Origin of the sequence: Microtetraspora niveoalba, assembly GCF_001570405.1 — a bacterium.
Taxonomy (GTDB): Bacteria; Actinomycetota; Actinomycetes; order Streptosporangiales; family Streptosporangiaceae; genus Microtetraspora; species Microtetraspora niveoalba.
Map to the genome: position 1 here is coordinate 23,338 of NZ_BBYM01000030.1, position 17,621 is coordinate 40,958.

At 70.6% G+C, this 17,621-nt stretch carries 15 protein-coding genes; 5 read left to right on the top strand and 10 right to left on the bottom strand.

Annotation, left to right across the window (positions count from 1 at the left end):
- Positions 1-13 precede the first annotated feature (13 nt).
- Positions 14-610: a hypothetical protein gene (locus AWQ70_RS27060; RefSeq protein WP_067181706.1), complete on the bottom strand. Its 597-nt coding sequence runs from the start codon at positions 608-610 to the stop codon at positions 14-16.
- A gap of 237 nt (positions 611-847) precedes the next feature.
- On the opposite strand from AWQ70_RS27060, the gene AWQ70_RS27065 reads away from it, so the two are divergent.
- Positions 848-1,219, top strand: a complete 372-nt coding sequence (locus tag AWQ70_RS27065) for a DUF7674 family protein (protein ID WP_157530455.1) — start codon at positions 848-850, stop codon at positions 1,217-1,219.
- A gap of 171 nt (positions 1,220-1,390) precedes the next feature.
- Here AWQ70_RS27065 and AWQ70_RS27070 read toward each other — a convergent pair whose 3' ends face one another.
- Entirely contained in the window at positions 1,391-1,774 is a 384-nt protein-coding gene (locus AWQ70_RS27070; protein ID WP_067181712.1) for a VOC family protein, read from the bottom strand.
- A 131-nt stretch (positions 1,775-1,905) separates the two neighbouring features.
- Here AWQ70_RS27070 and rph point away from each other — a divergent pair, with 131 nt between their 5' ends.
- Positions 1,906-5,013 (top strand): rifamycin-inactivating phosphotransferase, encoded by a 3,108-nt coding sequence (gene rph, locus AWQ70_RS27075; RefSeq protein WP_245647170.1) that lies wholly within the window; start codon positions 1,906-1,908, stop codon positions 5,011-5,013.
- A gap of 89 nt (positions 5,014-5,102) precedes the next feature.
- Here the strand turns inward: rph and AWQ70_RS27080 are convergent, their stop codons facing one another.
- On the bottom strand, positions 5,103-5,609 hold the full coding sequence (locus AWQ70_RS27080) for a hypothetical protein (protein WP_157530457.1): 507 nt from the start codon (positions 5,607-5,609) through the stop codon (positions 5,103-5,105).
- A gap of 148 nt (positions 5,610-5,757) precedes the next feature.
- On the opposite strand from AWQ70_RS27080, the gene AWQ70_RS27085 reads away from it, so the two are divergent.
- On the top strand, positions 5,758-8,868 hold the full coding sequence (locus tag AWQ70_RS27085; RefSeq protein WP_067181723.1) for an ATP-binding protein: 3,111 nt from the start codon (positions 5,758-5,760) through the stop codon (positions 8,866-8,868).
- Between the two features lie 6 nt (positions 8,869-8,874).
- Here AWQ70_RS27085 and AWQ70_RS27090 read toward each other — a convergent pair whose 3' ends face one another.
- The 3 genes from AWQ70_RS27090 to AWQ70_RS27100 all read right to left on the bottom strand — a co-directional run bounded on the left by AWQ70_RS27090 (position 8,875) and on the right by AWQ70_RS27100 (position 11,736).
- Positions 8,875-9,726 (bottom strand): ABC transporter permease, encoded by an 852-nt coding sequence (locus AWQ70_RS27090; RefSeq protein WP_067181726.1) that lies wholly within the window; start codon positions 9,724-9,726, stop codon positions 8,875-8,877.
- Positions 9,723-10,694: an ATP-binding cassette domain-containing protein gene (locus AWQ70_RS27095; RefSeq protein WP_067181729.1), complete on the bottom strand. Its 972-nt coding sequence runs from the start codon at positions 10,692-10,694 to the stop codon at positions 9,723-9,725. Before AWQ70_RS27095 ends, AWQ70_RS27090 begins: the two co-directional genes overlap by 4 nt.
- Before the next feature lie 184 nt (positions 10,695-10,878).
- Positions 10,879-11,736: a universal stress protein gene (locus tag AWQ70_RS27100; protein WP_067181732.1), complete on the bottom strand. Its 858-nt coding sequence runs from the start codon at positions 11,734-11,736 to the stop codon at positions 10,879-10,881.
- Between the two features lie 324 nt (positions 11,737-12,060).
- On the opposite strand from AWQ70_RS27100, the gene AWQ70_RS27105 reads away from it, so the two are divergent.
- Positions 12,061-12,210, top strand: coding sequence for a hypothetical protein (locus tag AWQ70_RS27105; protein ID WP_169808757.1), 150 nt, complete (start codon positions 12,061-12,063; stop codon positions 12,208-12,210).
- 46 nt (positions 12,211-12,256) lie between these two features.
- On the top strand, positions 12,257-14,623 hold the full coding sequence (locus AWQ70_RS27110) for a glycoside hydrolase family 65 protein (protein ID WP_067181738.1): 2,367 nt from the start codon (positions 12,257-12,259) through the stop codon (positions 14,621-14,623).
- 2 nt (positions 14,624-14,625) lie between these two features.
- Here the strand turns inward: AWQ70_RS27110 and AWQ70_RS27115 are convergent, their stop codons facing one another.
- The 4 genes from AWQ70_RS27115 to AWQ70_RS27130 all read right to left on the bottom strand — a co-directional run bounded on the left by AWQ70_RS27115 (position 14,626) and on the right by AWQ70_RS27130 (position 17,555).
- Positions 14,626-15,072: a MarR family winged helix-turn-helix transcriptional regulator gene (locus AWQ70_RS27115; protein ID WP_067181936.1), complete on the bottom strand. Its 447-nt coding sequence runs from the start codon at positions 15,070-15,072 to the stop codon at positions 14,626-14,628.
- A 157-nt stretch (positions 15,073-15,229) separates the two neighbouring features.
- A complete protein-coding gene (locus tag AWQ70_RS27120) occupies positions 15,230-16,084 on the bottom strand; it encodes a DUF3626 domain-containing protein (protein WP_067181741.1) in 855 nt (284 codons plus the stop codon).
- 28 nt (positions 16,085-16,112) lie between these two features.
- Entirely contained in the window at positions 16,113-17,183 is a 1,071-nt protein-coding gene (locus tag AWQ70_RS27125; RefSeq protein WP_067181745.1) for an LLM class flavin-dependent oxidoreductase, read from the bottom strand.
- Positions 17,184-17,252: 69 nt separating this feature from the next.
- Positions 17,253-17,555, bottom strand: coding sequence for a hypothetical protein (locus AWQ70_RS27130; RefSeq protein ID WP_067181748.1), 303 nt, complete (start codon positions 17,553-17,555; stop codon positions 17,253-17,255).
- Positions 17,556-17,621: the final 66 nt, after the last annotated feature.

Here is a 17,621-nt window from a genome sequence, read left to right on the forward strand (position 1 = left end):
GCCTCCCCGCTGGTCAGTGCGCCGCGTCGAGCGCGGTCTCGACGTCGGTACTCCGGCGGCCCGCCCGGGCGGCGCCGACCACCAACATGATGCCGAACACGGCGTACACCGCCGCCAGCGCCATCGGCATGACGAAGTCACCCAGCAGGCCGATGAGCAGCATCGCTCCCCACCAGCGCACTCCGGCATCGAGCAGGAACGCCACCCCGCACACCACCACGCCGAGCATCATGGCGTAGAAGAGCGACTCCACCGTCATCACCGACGGGGGCAGATCGCCGCGACCGAGGATCCCACCCCACACCAGCGCGCCCACCGCAATGAGCAGCGCGGTGACCGGCCCGCAGGCCAGCAGCGCCGCGCCGATCCGGCCGAGCAGCCCTCCCCGCTTCCCGCGGCGCGCCCACAGCATGAGAAACGCCAGGGGCAGCAGCCCCCAGTACGTCTCGATGGTCAGCCGGGCCACCCACTGAGGCAGTTCCTCCCCGCCGCTGGCCCGGATCTGCTCCAGCAGCAGCACGTGCCCGGCTGCCATCGCCGCGCTCAACAGGATCAGAAAGCCGACCGCCGCCAGCGGTACCCGCGCCAGCCGATCGATCACCGCACGCATTCTCTTTCTCCTCTCCGTGAACACGTAAAGCGTGCGGAATGCGGTTCCCGGGTGGCATGAGGTGCGTCTCCCGTCCCGGCCGGGAATCCGGCCCCGGTGGCCTGTCGCCGACACCCCGGCCCGCATCCACAGGGCATGGCGGGTCAATGCGAAACAGAAGGTTGCCGTCCGAACACCGTGCCCTGTCTCGCCTGGACACGGACCGCACGTAAGCGGAATTCTCAGAAGATGGAGCCGATGACCTACGAGGACGTGGTGGACCGGTTCGTGCGGGAGGTTCCGGAGTTCGCTCCGATTTGGCGAGAACACGTGGCCGACAACGGAGAGGTCCTACAGCACGTGCTGTTCTGGCACGTCACAACGTTCGTCCTTGACGCGCATGAGCGAGGAGACCAAGAGCTTGTCGAGCGCTGCCTCGACTTCCTGGAGCGTGCTCTTCACTCGACAGATATTCGAGTGCGGGAACTGGTCGGAACGTCCTTCGTGTACAACGTCGGCCCGTGGGATCCAGCTGTTCACGGCTTCATCGAGACCTGGCCTCCGCTTCTCCGAGAGCAGGCAACTCGGGACGGTTGGCAGGCGGCGGCGGTGTGCGACGATGCGCGCTGAAGTGTCCATGCCTCCGGCGGGCCCTCACTCCGGAATGATCGCCCGTACGTGAGCCGGGGCCGTAGCCGGCCGAGGTGGAAGCCTGACCGCCCCGCCCCCCACGCCCCAGGCAAGTCCGGCAGACGGGATGGGCTGGAACGGCTGAGCGGCTTGGCGGCAGGACGCAGGTGGTCAGAGGGGCTGGAGCCGGGTGTGCAGGAGGCAGAATTCGTTGCCTTCCGGGTCGGCCAGAACATGCCAGCTCTCGGTGCCGGTCTGGCCGACGTCGGCGGGCCTGGCGCCGAGAGCGAGCAGTCGCTCCAGCTCGGCGTCCTGGTCGCGGTCGGTGGCGTTGACGTCGATGTGCAGTCGGAGCTTCCCGGCGCGCGGGTCGCTGCTGGGGCTGAGGACGAGGGTGGGCTGCGGGCCGCCGAAGCCGACGCCGGGCGGCCCGATCGCGATGCTTCCGTCGTCCTCCCGGCCGAGTTCGACGTAGCCGAGGACCTCGCTCCAGAATGCGGCGAGCCGCTCGGGGTCGGCGGCGTCGATGACCAACTCACTGATGCGGCATGCCATGCCCGTCAGTGTACGTAGCCGATCGGAGAGTCGATCATCGCCCTCCCGCTGGCGCTTCGTGGTGGGCCGACGTCATCCGGGATGCGCGGAGGAAAAACGCGCGGGCCGCACTCGCGCGAAACCATCGCCTGATGGAAGAAGCGCGAGGCTTGTCGCGTGACCGGATCATCGATGCGCCGCGTTCGGCGATCTCGGCGGGTTCGTTCAGGCGTTTCTTCCACGCCTCGTGGTCTTCGCCATCGCCGGAATTGCCGAGGCAGGGGTGCTCAAGCGCGTTCGAATCCAGCTCGCTGGATATCGATGGCCTCAGGCCGGGCTTGGTGGTCCAGCCGCGGCGGTCCGTCATCCACAGGAAGGACGGTTTGATTCAGGTCATCCGTTCACGCCTGAAGGGCGAAACGAATCGTTGCGCGACGACGGCGAACTCACTGGATGAGCGGCGTGCTCGGACCGGTCGACGCCGGCAGTTCGGTCACGGCGCCGAGGGGAAGGCCGGGTCGGACTGCGCACGCGGCGCGCACCACTCCCCGCCAGTTTCACTTTATAGCACATTCGCGCGCCTCATGAGGCGCCGAAAAGTGTTTCATACTTGCACGTCGCGAACCGACCCGACGAACGATGGAGCAACGGAATTGGCTTACGTGATGGGTTTCGAGCAAATCGACTCGACGAATGTCGCAGAGGTCGGCGGCAAGGGGATGCACCTGGGCGAGCTCTCGCGAATCGATGGCATCCGCGTGCCGGACGGCTTCTGCGTCACGACGGACGCCTTCCAGCGGGTCGTGGCCGAGGCGCCGTCGCTCGACGCTCAGCTTGACCCGCTGTCGCGCGTGAAACCAGACGACCGCGCGGCGATCCGCACCCTGAGCGCGGATATCCGCCGCGTCATCGAAGGCGTCGCACTGCCCGACGATCTCGTGGCAGCGATCGGCGAATCGCTGGCCCGGCTCGGGGAGCAAGCCTCCTACGCGGTGCGTTCCAGCGCGACGGCCGAGGACCTGCCGACCGCGTCCTTCGCCGGCCAGCAGGACTCGTACCTGAACATCGTGGGCCCAGAGGCGATCCTTCGGCATGTCCGGCGGTGCTGGGCCTCGCTGTTCACCGAGCGGGCGGTGACCTACCGGTGCCGTAACGGCTTCGACCACCGGAAGGTACGGATGGCCGTGGTCGTACAGCGGATGGTGTTCCCGGACGCGGCCGGGATCCTGTTCACCGCGGACCCCGTGACCTCGAACCGGAAGATCGCCACCGTGGAAGCGGGCTGGGGGCTCGGCGAGGCGCTTGTCTCCGGTCTGGTCGCCGGGGACGTCTACACGGTGCGCGACGACCGGGTCGTCACCGCATCGGTCGCCACCAAGCCGCGGTTCCTCCGGGCGTCGCCGGAAGGCGGTACCCAGGACGCGCCGATCGAGCCGCAGCGGCAGACGCAGCCGGCGCTGACGGACGCACAAGTCGTGCGCCTGGTACGGCTGGGCCGGCGAATAGAAGCGCACTTCGGCCGGCCCCAGGACATCGAGTGGTGCCTGGTCGGCGACGACTTCCACATCGTCCAGAGCCGGCCGATCACCACCCTGTTCCCCGTCCCCGAGGCCGATGACCAGGAGAACCACGTCTACGTCTCCGTCGGTCACCAGCAGATGATGACCGACGCGATGAAGCCGCTGGGGCTCTCCGTGTGGCAGCTGACGACCCCACGGCCGATGCACGAGGCGGGCGGACGGTTGTTCGTCGACGTGGCCCCCGTCCTGGGGACGCCCGCGGGTCGCGCGTACCTCCTCGGGACCCTGGGGAAGTCCGACCCGCTCATCCGGGACGCGCTGCAGACCGTCCTCGACCGCGGCGACTTCCTCCGCTCGCTTCCGGACGGAGGTTCTGGCGCCGCACCCGCCGGTGACCCACCCGCCCCGATCGAGACCGATCCGGCCGTCGTCACCCAGCTGATCCGACACAGTGAGGCGTCCGTCGCCACCCTGCAGCGCGAGATCCGGACTCTGTCCGGACCGGCGCTGCTCGACTTCATCCTGGCCGACATCGCAGAGCTGAAGCGCATCCTGTTCTCTCCGCAGAGCCACCAGGTGATCATGGCGGGGATGGAGGCGACCTGGTGGCTCAATGACCACCTCGAGACCTGGCTGGGCGAGAAGAACGCGGCCGACGCGCTCACGCAATCCGTCCCCCACAACGTCACGTCGGAGATGGGGCTGGCGCTCCTCGACGTCGCGGACACCATCCGACCGCATGCGGACGTCGTGGCGTTCTTGCAGCGCGTCGCGGACGAAGGCCGGGAGGGCGACGACTTCCTGGACGAACTGGCCGGGCTGGCCGGCGGGCGGGAAGCACGTGACGCCATCCGGGGCTACCTCGACGAGTACGGCATGCGCTGCGCGGGCGAGATCGACATCACCAGAACGCGCTGGAGCGAGCATCCCGCCACGCTCGTGCCCGCCATCCTCGGCAACATCAAGAACTTCGAGCCGGGCGCCGGCAAGCGACGCTTCGATCAAGGACTCCAAGAGTCACGACGGAAGGAACAGGAACTGCTGACGCGACTGCGCGCCCTGCCCCACGGGGAGCAGAAGGCCGAGGAGACCAAGCGGATGATCGACCGCGTCCGCACCTTCGCCGGATACCGGGAGTACCCCAAGTACGGCATGGTGAGCCGCTACTTCGTCTACAAGCAGGCGTTGCTGCGGGAAGCCGACCGCCTCGTCCGGTCCGGCACACTGCGCGAGAGAGAAGACATCTTCTTCCTCCGGTTCCAGGAGTTGCAGGAAGTCGTGCGCGCCAACGACGTGGACGCCGAACTCATTCTGGAAAGGCGGGAGGCGTTCCGGTCGTACGAGACGCTCACACCGCCCCGGGTCCTCACGTCGGACGGCGAGGCCATCACCGGCCGGTATCGGCGTGACGACGCCCCGCCCGGCGCGCTGGCCGGCCTCCCGGTCTCGGCCGGGACCGTCGAGGGTCGCGCCCGTGTCGTCATGGACATGGCGCAGGCCGACCTTGAGGCGGGCGACATCCTGGTCACCGCCTACACCGACCCCAGCTGGACTCCCCTGTTCGTCGCCGCCGCCGGCCTGGTGACGGAGGTGGGCGGCCTCATGACGCACGGGGCGGTGATCGCGCGGGAGTACGGCCTGCCGGCCGTCGTGGGCGTGGAGCAGGCCACCCGGCTGATCCGGGACGGGCAGCGGATCCGCGTTCACGGAACCGACGGGTACGTCGAGATCCTCGCCTGAGCCGTAGCAGCGACACCTACAGCCGCCGCCTCGCCCGCATGCCCGATGCATGCCGATACGGCCGGCGATCCCCGGGGGAGCCGAGCAGTTCAGTGGCAGCGGAGATCCCAGCCGGGACCGGTGCTGTCGAAGATCTCCACGACGAACGACTCAGGCCAGCCACCCTCGAACCGGCTGGAGTACTTGGGGAAGTACACCGTCACGTAGGCGCGATCTCCATCGACACCGGGGATCTCGGCCTGTTCGTAGTAGCGCGTGATCTCCTCGTCCGAGAGCTGGGTCGTAAGCGAAAACCTGACAAGGTAGTCACAGTGGTTCCCGTTCCCGCGAAGCTGGACCGACCCTTGCCAGTCATGGTCCGCGAACTCCGTCGAGGGAGGCCGCGGATAGGCGTAGAACCGCTCGGCGAAGTCGTCCAGCCGCCCGTCATTGATCCACATCGGCATCTTGACGAGGAGCAACACCAACAGCACCGGTACAGCCAGAGCGAGGAGGCACCCCTTCTCGGCATTCCTCGGGGAACCCTTCTCGGCATTCCTCGGGGAAGAGGGGTACCGAAGCAGATCTTGCGGATCAATGGGGGGATCGGCCTGCATGACACCTGCTCGTCCGGGATTAGGTCACGAGGTGGACATCTTCCAGCTCATGAAGATCACCAGGCAAGGCCGGGCTCGCGGCGGGCATCGCGCCTGCCGGAGGAAGGCGAGAACGGGTGGACGGCTCGGCGAAAACTAGACTTGCGCCATGCCGATCTACCTGAGCCTGCTCGACGGTGTGCGGTGGCGAGGGCAGTCGGTGGTCGGCGAGAGGGCCCAGACGCTGCTCGCAGCCCTCGCACTCGCCTGCCGGACCGTGAACGCGGACCGGCTCGTCGCGGAGGTGTGGGGGGACGACGAACCGGCCAATCCGGCGAAAGCGCTGCAGGTCCTGGTGTCCCGGACCAGATCGGTCGTGGGGTCGGAGGCGCTGGTCACGGAAGGGGGCGGCTACCGGCTCGACGTTCCGCCCGACCGGGTCGACGCCGGCCGGCTGCACGAACTCGCGAGCCGGGCGCGGGCGCTGCTCGCCGAGAATCCGGCCGCGGCGGCCGCGGCGGCGGAGGAGGCGCTCGCGCTGGGCATCGGGGCGCTGCCACCCGAGGGCGGCGGCCCGCTGGCCGAGGTGCGCCGGCGCGCGGAACGCGACCTGGCCTCCGCGCGGCTCGTGCTCGCCCGGGCCCGAAGCCGGAGCGGCGACCACGGCCCCGCCCTGCCCGGCCTGGAGGAGGCCGTGCGCGTCCACCCCGAGGACGAGGGACTGCATGCCGACCTCCTGCGCAGCGAGGCGGCGGTACGCGGGACGGGCGCCGCGCTGGACCGCTTCGAGCGCTACCGGTCGGACCTGCGTGAGCGGATCGGCGCCGACGTCGGCCCGGAGCTGCGGCGGGTCCACCAGGAGCTGCTGGCCCTCGACAGCCCGGTACGCGCCGGCGTGCGGTTCGACACGACCCCGCTGCTCGGCCGCGACGACGACCTCCGGCGGGTGCGGGCACTGCTCGCCGCCTCCCGGGTGGTCTCGATCCTCGGCCCGGGCGGGCTCGGCAAGACCCGGCTCGCCCATACCGTCGCCCGCGAGGCCCCGCAGCCGCTGGTGCACTTCGTCGAACTGGTCGGCGTGACCGCGCCCGAGGACCTGGTCGGCGAGGTCGGGTCGGCGCTCGGCGTCCGCGACTCGGTGACCGGACGCCGCACGCTCACCCCGCGGCAACGCGCCGACGTCCGCGCCCGGATCGCCCAGAAGCTCGACCTGGCCCCGACGCTGCTGGTGCTCGACAACTGCGAGCATCTGGTGGAGGCGGTCGCCGACCTGGTCGCCTATCTGGCCGCGACCACGCGGGAGCTGCGCGTCCTCACCACGACCCGCTCGCCGCTGGCGATCGCCGCCGAACGCGTCTACCCGCTGCCCCAGCTGGGTACCGGCGACGCCGTCGAGCTGTTCCGCGACCGCGCGACCGCGGCCCGGCCCGGCGTACGCCTCGACGAGGAGGGCGTACGCGCCGTCGTGGCCCGCCTGGACGGCCTGCCGCTCGCGATCGAACTGGCCGCCGCGAAGGTCAGGGTGATGTCGCCGGCCGAGATCGCCCGCAGGCTGGAGGACAGGTTCGCGCTGCTGCGCGGCGGCGACCGGAGCGCGCCTTCCCGGCACCAGACGCTGCTGGCGGTGATCGACTGGTCCTGGAACCTTCTCGGTGAGCGGCAGCGCCTGGCCTTGCGCCGCCTCTCGGCCTTCCCGGACGGCTTCGCCCTCGACGCGGCGGAGGAGGTTCTCGGTGGCGACGCTCTCGGCGACGTCGAGGAGCTCGTGGAGCAGTCCCTGCTCACCGTCGTGGAGACGGTCGACGGCGTCCGGTACCGAATGCTCGAAACGGTGCGCGAGTTCGGCCGGGTGCGGCTGGACTCGGCCGGCGAGACCGCCGAGGCGCGGGCCGCCGTACGCGCGTGGGCCGTCGGTTACGCCGACCGGCACGGCGTTCGGCTGTACTCTCCGGAGCAGGTCGACGCGATGGACCGGCTGCGTTCGGAGGAGACGAACCTCGCCGACATCCTGCGCGAGGCCCTCGCCGACCCCGACCCGGAAGCGGTGGTCGTGCTGTTCTCCACTCTGGGCGGCTACTGGACGATCCGCGGGGATCATCCGCGCGGCATCGTCCTCACCCCGGCCGTCACCGCCGCGCTGACCGACTGGACGCCGCCGCCCCGGCTCCTCGACCGGGCCCGGGTGGCCCTGAGCATGGCGCTGTTCAACACCCTCATGGTCTCCGCCGAAGAGATCGGGGGGCTGGCACGGATGTTGTCCGCGCTGGGCGCCGACTCGGCGAACCCGGCCATCCGGGCGCTGGTGACCGCGCTGCTCACCACGGTGGCGAACCCCGAGACCGGCTTCGACACGCTGATCGCCGATCCCGACCCCATGATCCGCCAGATCGCGCTGCACTGGCTGAGCCACGGCCTGGAGAACGCCGGCGACCCGGCCGGCGCGATCGAAGCGGCCCGGGCCGCCCTCCAGCTCGTCGGTGACGACGACGGTCCCTGGCGCCGGGCCGTGCTGCACACTCAGCTCGCCGGCCTGTACGCGCACCTCGGTGACTCGGCGTCGGCCTCCGGACACGCCACCGAGGCGCTCCCGGTGCTCGAACGCCTCGGGGCGGTGGACGACGCCATCCAGCTCCGCGCCGCCCTCGCCATGGCGGCGCTCACCGAGGGGCGCCGCGACGAGGCCGCACGGATGATCGACGACCTGGATTCTCTCGCCTCCCAGGGCACCTGCGGCGGGGTCCTGTCGGCCGCCGCCGGCAGAGCCCAGCTGGCCCTCGTCGACGGCGACATCGCCGAGGGTCTGCGGCGGCACCGCGAGACCGCCGAGGTGCTCCGGAACCTGCGCGTCCCCGGCACGCCGGACGGTTTCACACCGTGGACCATCCTGGGCGAGGTCATCGCGCTCTCGGCGTTCGCGCAGTACGGCGAGGGCGACGACGGCGCGGACTTCTTCGAGTCGCTGCGGACCAAGGTCCTGGTCATATTCGGTCCAGACCACACGTTCAGGGACTTCCCGGTGGTGGGGATGGTGCTCGCCGGGCTGGGCATCTGGGGCCTGCTGAAGGAGGCGCTGCCCGCCGAGGAGGCGGTCCGGCTGCTCGTGCTCGCCGACCGGTTCGCCTACAACCGGTTCACCCCGACGATGCAGTGGTCGGTGCTGTCCGCGCACGCCGAGCGGATCGCTCCCGGCGTGTTGTCGCGGATCGGGGCCGAATACGGCGAACGACGCGGCCCCGACCTGCTGGCCGAGGCCCGTACCGTCCTGGAGCGGGTGGGCTGACACCCTCTACATCTTGCGGGAGTACGAGCGGACCGCCAGCGGAGCGAAGATCACGACGACGACCACGCAGCCGACGAGCGCCCAGCCGACCTCGGCCGTCACGGCCCCGTCGTTGAACAGGTCGCGCACCGCGGAGACGACGTGCGACACCGGGTTGACCTTCACGAACGCCTCCAGCCACCCGGGCAGCGTCTCGGCGGGGACGAAGGCGTTGGACAGGAAGGTGAGCGGGAACATGATCATCATCGAGATGCCCTGGACGCTCTGCGCGGAACGCGCCATCGTGCCCAGCCAGGTGAAGATCCACGCCAGCGACCAGCCTGAGATCACAGTGAGTGCCACACCGGCGACGCAGCCGAACACGCCGCCGCCGGGGCGGTAACCGATGGCCAGGCCGGTGACGAGCGTCAGCACCGACGCGATGCCGTAACGGATCAGGTCGGCGATCATCGGTCCGGCCAAGGGGGCGATCCTCGCGATCGGCAGGGACTTGAAGCGGTCGAACACCCCCTTGTCCATGTCTTCGCGCAACTGCACACCGGTCGCCATGCAGACGGTCAGGGCCGTCTGGGCGAGGATGCCGGGGATCAGTACCGGGAGGTAGTCCGACACGCTGCCGGAGATCGCGCCGCCGAAGATGAACGCGAACATCGCGGTGAACAGCAGGGGCTGGATGAGGACGTCGAAGAACTGCTCGGGCTTGCGGCGCATCTTCTTCAGGGCTCGCCGTGCCATCGCCAGGATCTGGACCCAGGTCTCCTGAACGGAGCTGTGGGACGTGGTGCGGGCGACCGCGGCGGACGGGTCGACGCGCCGAGGGGTGGGGGTGGTCGCGGTCATGGTGCTCGTCGTGGTCATCGGGCCGCCTCCATCTGGGGTTCGTCGTCGGCGCCGTGGCCGGTCAGCGCCAGGAAGACCTCGTCCAGCGTCGGTTTGGCGACGCTCACCGAGGAGATGCCGAGGCCTGCTTCCCGCAGGCCGATCAGGACGTCCGCGGCCCGGTTGGGGTCGGGGAGGGGGATGTTCATGCGTCCTGATTCCGGAGTCAGGACCGGCTCCTCGCCCAGCAGCCGGCGGACGACGTTCGCGGCTAGGGCGATGTCGGAGCCGTCGGCGAGGCTGAGCTGCAGGGTCGAGTCGCCGACCTGGGTCTTCAGGGCGTCGGGGGTGTCCTCGGCGACCTTCCGGCCTCGGTCGATCACGGCTACGCGGTCGGCCAGCTGGTCGGCCTCGTCCAGGTACTGGGTGGTGAGGAGGATCGTGGAGCCGTCGGTGACCAGCTCGCGGATGGTGTCCCACATCTGGCCCCGGGTTCTCGGATCGAGGCCGGTCGTGGGCTCATCCAGGAAGATCAGGGGTGGGCGGGTGATCAGGCTTGACGCGAGGTCCAGGCGGCGGCGCATGCCACCGCTGAACTGGGACAGGGGACGGTCGGCCGCCTCCTGGAGGCCGAAGCGTTCGAGCAACTCACCGGCGATGGTCTTGGCCCGGGTGCCGGGCAGGCCCTGTAGACGGGCGAACAACCAGAGGTTCTCCCGGGCGGTCAGGTCCTCGTCCACCGAGGCGTACTGGCCGGTGACGCCCACCAGCTGCCGGATGCGGTGGGGTTCCCGCCGGACGTCGACACCGAAGATCTCCGCGTGGCCGCCGTCGATCGGGAGCAGGGTGGCGAGCATCCGGAGCGTGGTGGTCTTACCCGCTCCGTTGGGGCCCAGGACTCCGAAGATCTCGCCTTGCCGTACGTGAAGGTCGATTCCGTCCACGGCCCGGAAGTCTCCGAAGTCCTTGACCAGACTCTCGGCCCGGACGGCACTGAGGTCCGCCATGACGCGTCTCCTCTCTCCGCCGGGTACCTCCCGGCGTCCGAGGAGAGCTTCCGCGTTGTCGGCTTCATCGCGGCTTCACGGTGGCTTCACCTCTGACCTGCCGGTTTCACCGGCTCCGATGTCCTCCTCCTCTCCTACGGCATGATCGCTGCACTGCCTATCCTCCCGTGACGTGCCGGATGGCTCAGCGGCGGACGACGGCGACCGGGCCGCGCGCGTGGTGGACGACCGCGTGGGCGACGGATCCCAGGCCGAGCAGGGCGCGGCCTCCGCGGTGCGCCCCCACGATCGTCAGGTCGTGGTCCGCCGACGCGTCGATCAGGGCCTTGGCCGGATGCCCGTACACGACCTCGCGGATCAGCCGGACGTCGGGGAACTCGTCCGGCCATCCTGCGACGCTCTCGGCCAGGAGGACCTCCTCCTCCCTCCCCACGGCCTCGATGTCGAACGGGAGAAGCGCTTCGTCCGGCCCGGTACTGGTGGGGCGCGTCCAGGCGTGCAGGACGCACAGCTCGGCGCCGCGCAGGTCGGCCTCCCTGAAGGCGAAGTCCAGCACGTGCTCCTGGTCGGGCCTGCCCGTGACGCCGACGACGATCCGTCCGGCGAGGTGGGCGCGCGGGTCACGGACCACGACGGCGGGGCACGGCGCCCGCGAGGTGACGTACCGGCTCACCGATCCGAGCAGCAGCTCGGCGAACCCGCCGTGTCCCCTGCTGCCGACGACGACGAGTTGCGCCCCTTCCGCCGCGGCGACGAGCGCCTCCTGCGGCCCTTCCTCAACGACCTCGGTGCTGACCTGCACGTCCGGATGGCCTGCCCGGGTGCGGTTGGCCGCCTCCTGCAGCATCTCCTGGACGGTCTCGATCTCCGCGGAGATCCAGGCATCCGGTTGCGGGACCAGCGGGACGAAGTGCGCCCATCGCGGCTCCGCGTGCACGATCCGGACCGGTGCGCCGCGTAACTGGGCCTCGTCCCCCGCCCACCCGGCCGCCTCCAGCGAGCCCCGTGATCCGTCGACACCGACGACGATCGGTCGCACCATGGGCCCTCACGCCTCCCCCTTGGTCGCGGGTCTGACCGCCGGGACCCGAGGCCGACCCGTCGCCGGTCGGCGGGCCGACGCCCTGGGCGCAGTACGTTCTTCCGCCCCTTCCCCCGGCGATCGCCCCTAATCGGACACGCGCCGTACGGGATGCCCTGCATCCGCTCCGGGCCGTGAGCGCGATCCCGCCATTTCCCGCCTTTTCGTGACATAGATCTGGATTTCGGACAAATTACGGCTCGCTTCGGCGATATCAGCGTGTACAGGGGCATCACCCCAACTGACGGACGCAGCTCACGCGCCCTCGGGCCGGCGGACGCGATCGTGCTCGGGGAGGCCCTCGACCGGCTCCCGGACGAGCTGCTCGTCTTCGGGATCGAAGGCGGCGACTTCGGGCTCCACGCACCCGTCACCCCACCGGTCCGTGCGGCGATCCGCGAGACGGCCGACGCCATACGGCTGCGGCTCGGCTGAACCGGGTGGATCGAGACGCGATCACGGCGGCCGGAGAGGAGCGGCGGTGAACCCATGGTCGGTGGTGTACGAGGGATTCGACCCGGCGCTTGAAGGGCTGCGGGAGGCGCTCTGCACGCTGGGCAACGGTCGCTTCGCCACCCGCGGCGCGGCGCCCGAGGCCGAGGCCGACGGGGTCCACTACCCGGGGACGTACGTCGCGGGATGTTACGACCGGCTCACCTCGGTCGTCGCCGGCCACGAGGTGACCAACGAGGACATGGTCAACCTGCCGAACTGGCTGCCCCTGACCTTCGCGACGCCCGGCTCGGAGTGGTTCTCCCCCGGCGGCTTCGAACTGCTCAGGTACCGGCAGGAGCTCGACATGCGCCACGGCGTCCTGCACCGCGTGATCCGCCTCCGCGACGCGGAGGGCCGCGTCACCTCGGTCCGGCAACGCCGGCTGGTCTCCATGGCCGATCCGTACCTGGCCGCCCTGGAGACGACCTTCACGGCCGAGAACTGGTCGGGGCCGCTCCGCGTGCGGTCCGGCCTGGACGGCCGCGTGGCCAACACGGGGGTGCCCCGGTACCGCGATCTGCGCGGCGACCACCTGACAGGGCACGCGACCGGGGTCCGGGGGCCGCTGACGTGGCTCCGCGCGCGGACCCGTTCCTCCGGCGTCGAGGTCGTCCTGGCCGCGCGCGTCGACGTCGCCTCCGGCCGCGAGGAACCGGCCGGGATCGAGCGGAACGACGACCGCGTCGCCGAGACGCGCGTGCTGCGGCTGGAACGCGACCGCCCCGTCGTGCTGACCAAGACCGTCGCGCTCACGACGTCCCGCGATCTCGCGTTCGCCGACGCCTCCTCCGCCGCGCTGCGCCGAGCGGAACTGGCGCCCTGCTTCGCGGACCTGCTGGAGCAGCACGAGATCGCGTGGCACGACCTGTGGGAACGCGCCCGCCTGGACGTCACGGGGCCCCGCGTCCAGCGGGACGTCCGCCTGAACACCTTCCACCTGCTGCAGACGTTGTCGCCCCACAGCGCCGACCTCGACGTCGGCGTGCCCGCGCGGGGCCTGCACGGCGAGGCGTACCGGGGACACGTGTTCTGGGACGAGCTCTTCGTGCTGCCCTGGCTGAGCCTGAGGTTCCCCGAGATCGCCCGCGGCGTGCTGCGGTATCGGCTGCGGCGGCTCCCGGAGGCGCGGGCCGCCGCCCGCGCCTCCGGCCTGCGGGGAGCGATGTTCCCCTGGCAGAGCGGCAGCGACGGGCGGGACGAGACCCAGCGGTTCCATCTCAATCCCCGCTCCGGCCGGTGGACGCCCGACCACTCGCACCTCCAGCGCCACGCCGGGCTGGCCGTCGCCTACAACACGTGGCAGCACTACATGATCACCGGGGACGTCGAGTTCCTGTCCGGGACGGGTGTCCGCCTGCTGGCCGAGATCGCCCGCTTCTTCGCCTCGCTGGCGCGTCTCGATCCCGCGTCGGGACGCTACGAGATCCACGGGGTGATGGGGCCGGACGAGTACCACGACGGCTATCCGGGCGCGTCCTCACCGGGTCTGGACAACAACGCCTACACCAACATCATGGCCGTCTGGCTCCTGCTGCGGGCACGCCAGGCCCTCGACCTGGTCCCCCGGCGCGCGCGGGAGGACCTGCGCCGCCGGCTCGGCCTCACAGAGGCGGAGACCGAACGCTGGGAAGAGATCACCCGCCGGATGCGGGTGGATTTCCACGACGGGATCATCAGCCAGTTCACCGGCTACGAGCGGCTCGCGGAACTGGACTGGACGCGTTATCGGGGCGTGCGCCGGCTGGATCGGGCGCTGGAGGCCGAGGACGACAGCCCCAACCGTTACCAGGCGTCCAAGCAGGCCGACGTGCTCATGCTGTTCTATCTCCTGACGGCACGAGAGCTGAGGCACATCCTGGACCGGCTGGGCTATCCGACCACCCCGGACATGATCCACCGTACGATCCGCCACTACCTGGCCCGCACCTGCCACGGCTCCACGCTGAGCGCGGTCGTCCACGCCTGGGTGCTCGCGCGATCGGATCGCGCGAGATCCTGGCGGTTCTTCACGGAGACGCTCACCGGCGATCTCACCGACGTCCAGGGAGGAACCACCGCGGAAGGCGTGCACCTCGGCGCGATGGCGGGCACGCTCGACCTCGTGCAGCGCTGCTACCTCGACCTGGAGGCCGGGCCCGACGGCCTGCGCCTGGATCCGGCGCTCCCCGAACACCTCACCGCGCTGTCGCTGACCGTCCGCTTCCGCGGCGCGGAGTTGGCGATCGACGCCGATCCGCTCCAGGTGCGCGTCACCCGGGCCGACGACGGTCCCCCCACGCTGGAGGTCTCGGTACACGGCCGCCGCGCCCGGCTCCGCCGCGGCGACAGCCGTACCTTCCCCTGCCGGCCGTGAAGCTACGTCCGCTCCTGCCGGTGGTGCGTGAGCAGGAGGGTGAGCAGGCGGGTCAAGGTCTGCCTGTCCTCGGGCGAAAGCGGTCCGAGCAGGTCGTCCTGCACCTCGTCGAGCGCTCGGTCGATGCGCCGCATCTGCCGCTCACCCGCCTCGGTGAGGGTCACGATGTTGCGCCTTCGGTCATCGGGGTCCGGCGTCCGCTCGACGAAACCTTGCTCGGCCAGTTCGTTGATCGCCGCCACCACGTCGCTGCGGTCCATGTTGCACCGGCGACCGAGCTCGGCCTGGCTGGCCTCCCCGAACTGATCCAGCGCGGCCAGGATGCGGTAGTGGTATCCGCGCGCCCCCACCTCGCCGAAGCCCTCCGACGCCAACCGGTGGGCGTGCACCGCCAGTTGGGTGAGCAGCCAGCTCGGCTTCGCGGTCAGGCGTGCGGGGATCTGTTCCACGACAGCCACCCTACACCGTTGGTAGTACCAACGAATGCCCCCTCCGGGCGACGGCCCTTTCCGGACTGCGGCGGCCTCCCCGGACCTCGTCGGCGAACACCCCGCCACCCCCCTTGGCTACAGTCATGGATCTCGCGACGCTCGAATGGGGCGGTGCTCATCCACCGGGCGATCCGGGTGGCGCGCCGAAACGCGCCACGCAGTGCCACACCTTCTTGAGTGCCTGCGGGTCGTACCGGCCCGTGCGGGCCGCGTCTCCGATGATTTGCGGATCGAGACGGCCGTCCACGGCGATCTCCGCGCCCAGATCGACATATTCCTGTCCGCGGTAGTCCGGTTCGCGGCGCAGCCGGTCGACGGACAGCCGGAATCCCGCGTGCCATTCGACCGGGCAGGGAAGCCGTTCGGCCGCGCGGTGAACCGCCGTGCCGCGATAGCTCGGATCGAGGACCAGTGCCTCCACGTCCCGGTCGAGCCTGACCGGTCCGTGGACCTGGGCCTCGACGTAGTCGTCCAGGGCGTCCCGGTCATCGGCTTCGGCCAGCTCGATGAGCGCCATACGGGTCGCGACGCCGAAGGCCGACGGTTCGAAGAAGCTGTCCGGATAACAGAATGTGGCTCGTGAAAGGGCCTCCGGCGTCAGCCTGAGATGGCTGGACCCGAACCGCGGCGCCGCGCCGGTCGGCCTGCCGCGGAAGTTCAACGCGCCGTAGACGGGGCGATGGTGAGCGGGCGCGTGATCGTACGCGCCGCCGAAGATCCGGCTCTCCCAGCGCCACCGGTCCCCGCCCGGATACGCCGTCAGCCCGCCGTTGCTCGTTCCCGTGACGAACTGGGAGCGGTAGTGACCGTCGTCCGCGAGCTCGAGCAGAATCGGCCGGTCGCCCGCCGGCCGGTCCGGATGGAAGTTCAGTGTCACGCGCGTCCGGGGGTTGAGCGGACCGCCTGACGAGAGGGCCGCGACATGGCGGAGTGCCCGCTCCTGCGGCGACTCGGACGCCTCAGCGCTCATCCCCGGCGTGCTCCCGGATCACGACATGTCATCCCGTTCCCGGACGCGTCCCGCGCCCCTGGGGGATCGTACTGCTATGGCCGTGGAGGCGAGGCAGCACCTCGGCGCCCAGCCGGGCGATGTTCTCCAGGGTCCGTTCATGGCGGGCCGTGCCCTGCACCATGAGGATCAGGTGCCGCAGACCGGTCGCGCCGGCCGTGGCCCGCATCACCTCGACGCAGTGCTCCGGCGAGCCGACCGGATGGATCGCGCACAGCCGCTCGACGTAACTCGCCGGGTCGGTGCGGACGGGGCCCGCGCCGTCCACCCGCACGTACCCGGCCAGTCCCGGCTCCAGCCAGCGGGGCATCTCGGCGCGCAGCTCCCGTACGGCCGCCGCCGTGGAGTCGGCCACATGGGCCATCACGGCGGCCACGTGCCCGCTCACCCCGAGCCCGTCGAGCCCGTCGGACGCGGCGGGCACGCTCGGGGCTGCGGCGTATCGTCCGTATTCCTCGATCATCGCGGCTTTCTCCGCGTCGTCGATGTGCATGCCCAGCAGCATGGGCAGGCCCCGCTCGGCGGTGAGCCGTACGGTGTCCGCGGATGTGCAGGCCACCAGCGGCCGCAGCCGGGCGGGCGGCATCATCGGCACCGGGCGAAACCTGAAGAACTCGCCGTCCGCCGCCACCTCGGGCCGGGAGAGGGCCGTACACAGCAGGTCGAGACCTTCGGCGAACCCGCGCTCGAACCGGGGCAGGCCGGTGCCGAACACCTCCAGGTCCCGCCAGGGGCCGCCACGACCGACACCGAGCAGGAACCGGCCGCCGGAAGCGTGGTGCAGCACCGCGGCCTGCTCGGCGAGGGCGACCGGGTGCCGGGTGGACAGCGTGGCCACCGCGGTGCCGACGGCGATCCGCGTGGTCCGGCCCAGCGCGACGCCCGCCAGCACGGTGGCCGAGGGGCAGACCCCATAGGTCATGAAATGGTGCTCGGCGATCCAGGCGTCGTCGAAACCGGCGGCCTCGGCGGCGGCGACGGCGTCGACGGTCTGGGCGAGGACCGTTCCCGGCGAGCGATCCGGAAGACACGGGGCGATCAGGAAAATGCCCAGACGCATTCCCCAGTTGTAAACCACGCCCGCCGGCGAGGTCCATCGACGATCTCGGCCTCCCGGGACGGGGAGGGCTCAGTGGTCGTCCCAGTGCCCGCTGTGGCTCGCGTGCCGATGGCCGTCGTGCACGTAATCGATGTGATCGCCGTGCGGGACGGCCACGTGGCCGCAGCCGGGCCCGTGCTGGTGGTCGTGCTCGGTGTGCGTGGTGTGGCCGGAGGGCTCGCACTCATCGACATGGTCGTCGTGCACCCGGTGCAGGCACCCGTCGTGGACGTAGTCGACATGATCGCCATGCGGGACGGCGACATGCCCGCAGTCGGCCCCGTGAACGTGGTCGTGATCGACGTGCCGGCGGTGTTCGGCGGATGTGGTCACTGGTCCCCACCTCGCTGCCCGATCTCGCTGCCCGGTCTCGGCGAGCAGTACTCCACCTGTGGTCAG

Excerpts from the sequence above, each read along its gene's own strand:
- AWQ70_RS27060 (WP_067181706.1), bottom strand. The coding sequence starts at position 610 with ATGCGTGCGGTGATCGATCGGCTGGCGCGGGTACCGCTGGCGGCGGTC.
- AWQ70_RS27065 (WP_157530455.1), top strand. The coding sequence starts at position 848 with ATGACCTACGAGGACGTGGTGGACCGGTTCGTGCGGGAGGTTCCGGAG.
- AWQ70_RS27070 (WP_067181712.1), bottom strand. The coding sequence starts at position 1,774 with ATGGCATGCCGCATCAGTGAGTTGGTCATCGACGCCGCCGACCCCGAG.
- rph (WP_245647170.1), top strand. The coding sequence starts at position 1,906 with ATGGAAGAAGCGCGAGGCTTGTCGCGTGACCGGATCATCGATGCGCCG.
- AWQ70_RS27080 (WP_157530457.1), bottom strand. The coding sequence starts at position 5,609 with ATGCAGGCCGATCCCCCCATTGATCCGCAAGATCTGCTTCGGTACCCC.
- AWQ70_RS27085 (WP_067181723.1), top strand. The coding sequence starts at position 5,758 with ATGCCGATCTACCTGAGCCTGCTCGACGGTGTGCGGTGGCGAGGGCAG.
- AWQ70_RS27090 (WP_067181726.1), bottom strand. The coding sequence starts at position 9,726 with ATGACCACGACGAGCACCATGACCGCGACCACCCCCACCCCTCGGCGC.
- AWQ70_RS27095 (WP_067181729.1), bottom strand. The coding sequence starts at position 10,694 with ATGGCGGACCTCAGTGCCGTCCGGGCCGAGAGTCTGGTCAAGGACTTC.
- AWQ70_RS27100 (WP_067181732.1), bottom strand. The coding sequence starts at position 11,736 with ATGGTGCGACCGATCGTCGTCGGTGTCGACGGATCACGGGGCTCGCTG.
- AWQ70_RS27120 (WP_067181741.1), bottom strand. The coding sequence starts at position 16,084 with ATGAGCGCTGAGGCGTCCGAGTCGCCGCAGGAGCGGGCACTCCGCCAT.
- AWQ70_RS27125 (WP_067181745.1), bottom strand. The coding sequence starts at position 17,183 with ATGCGTCTGGGCATTTTCCTGATCGCCCCGTGTCTTCCGGATCGCTCG.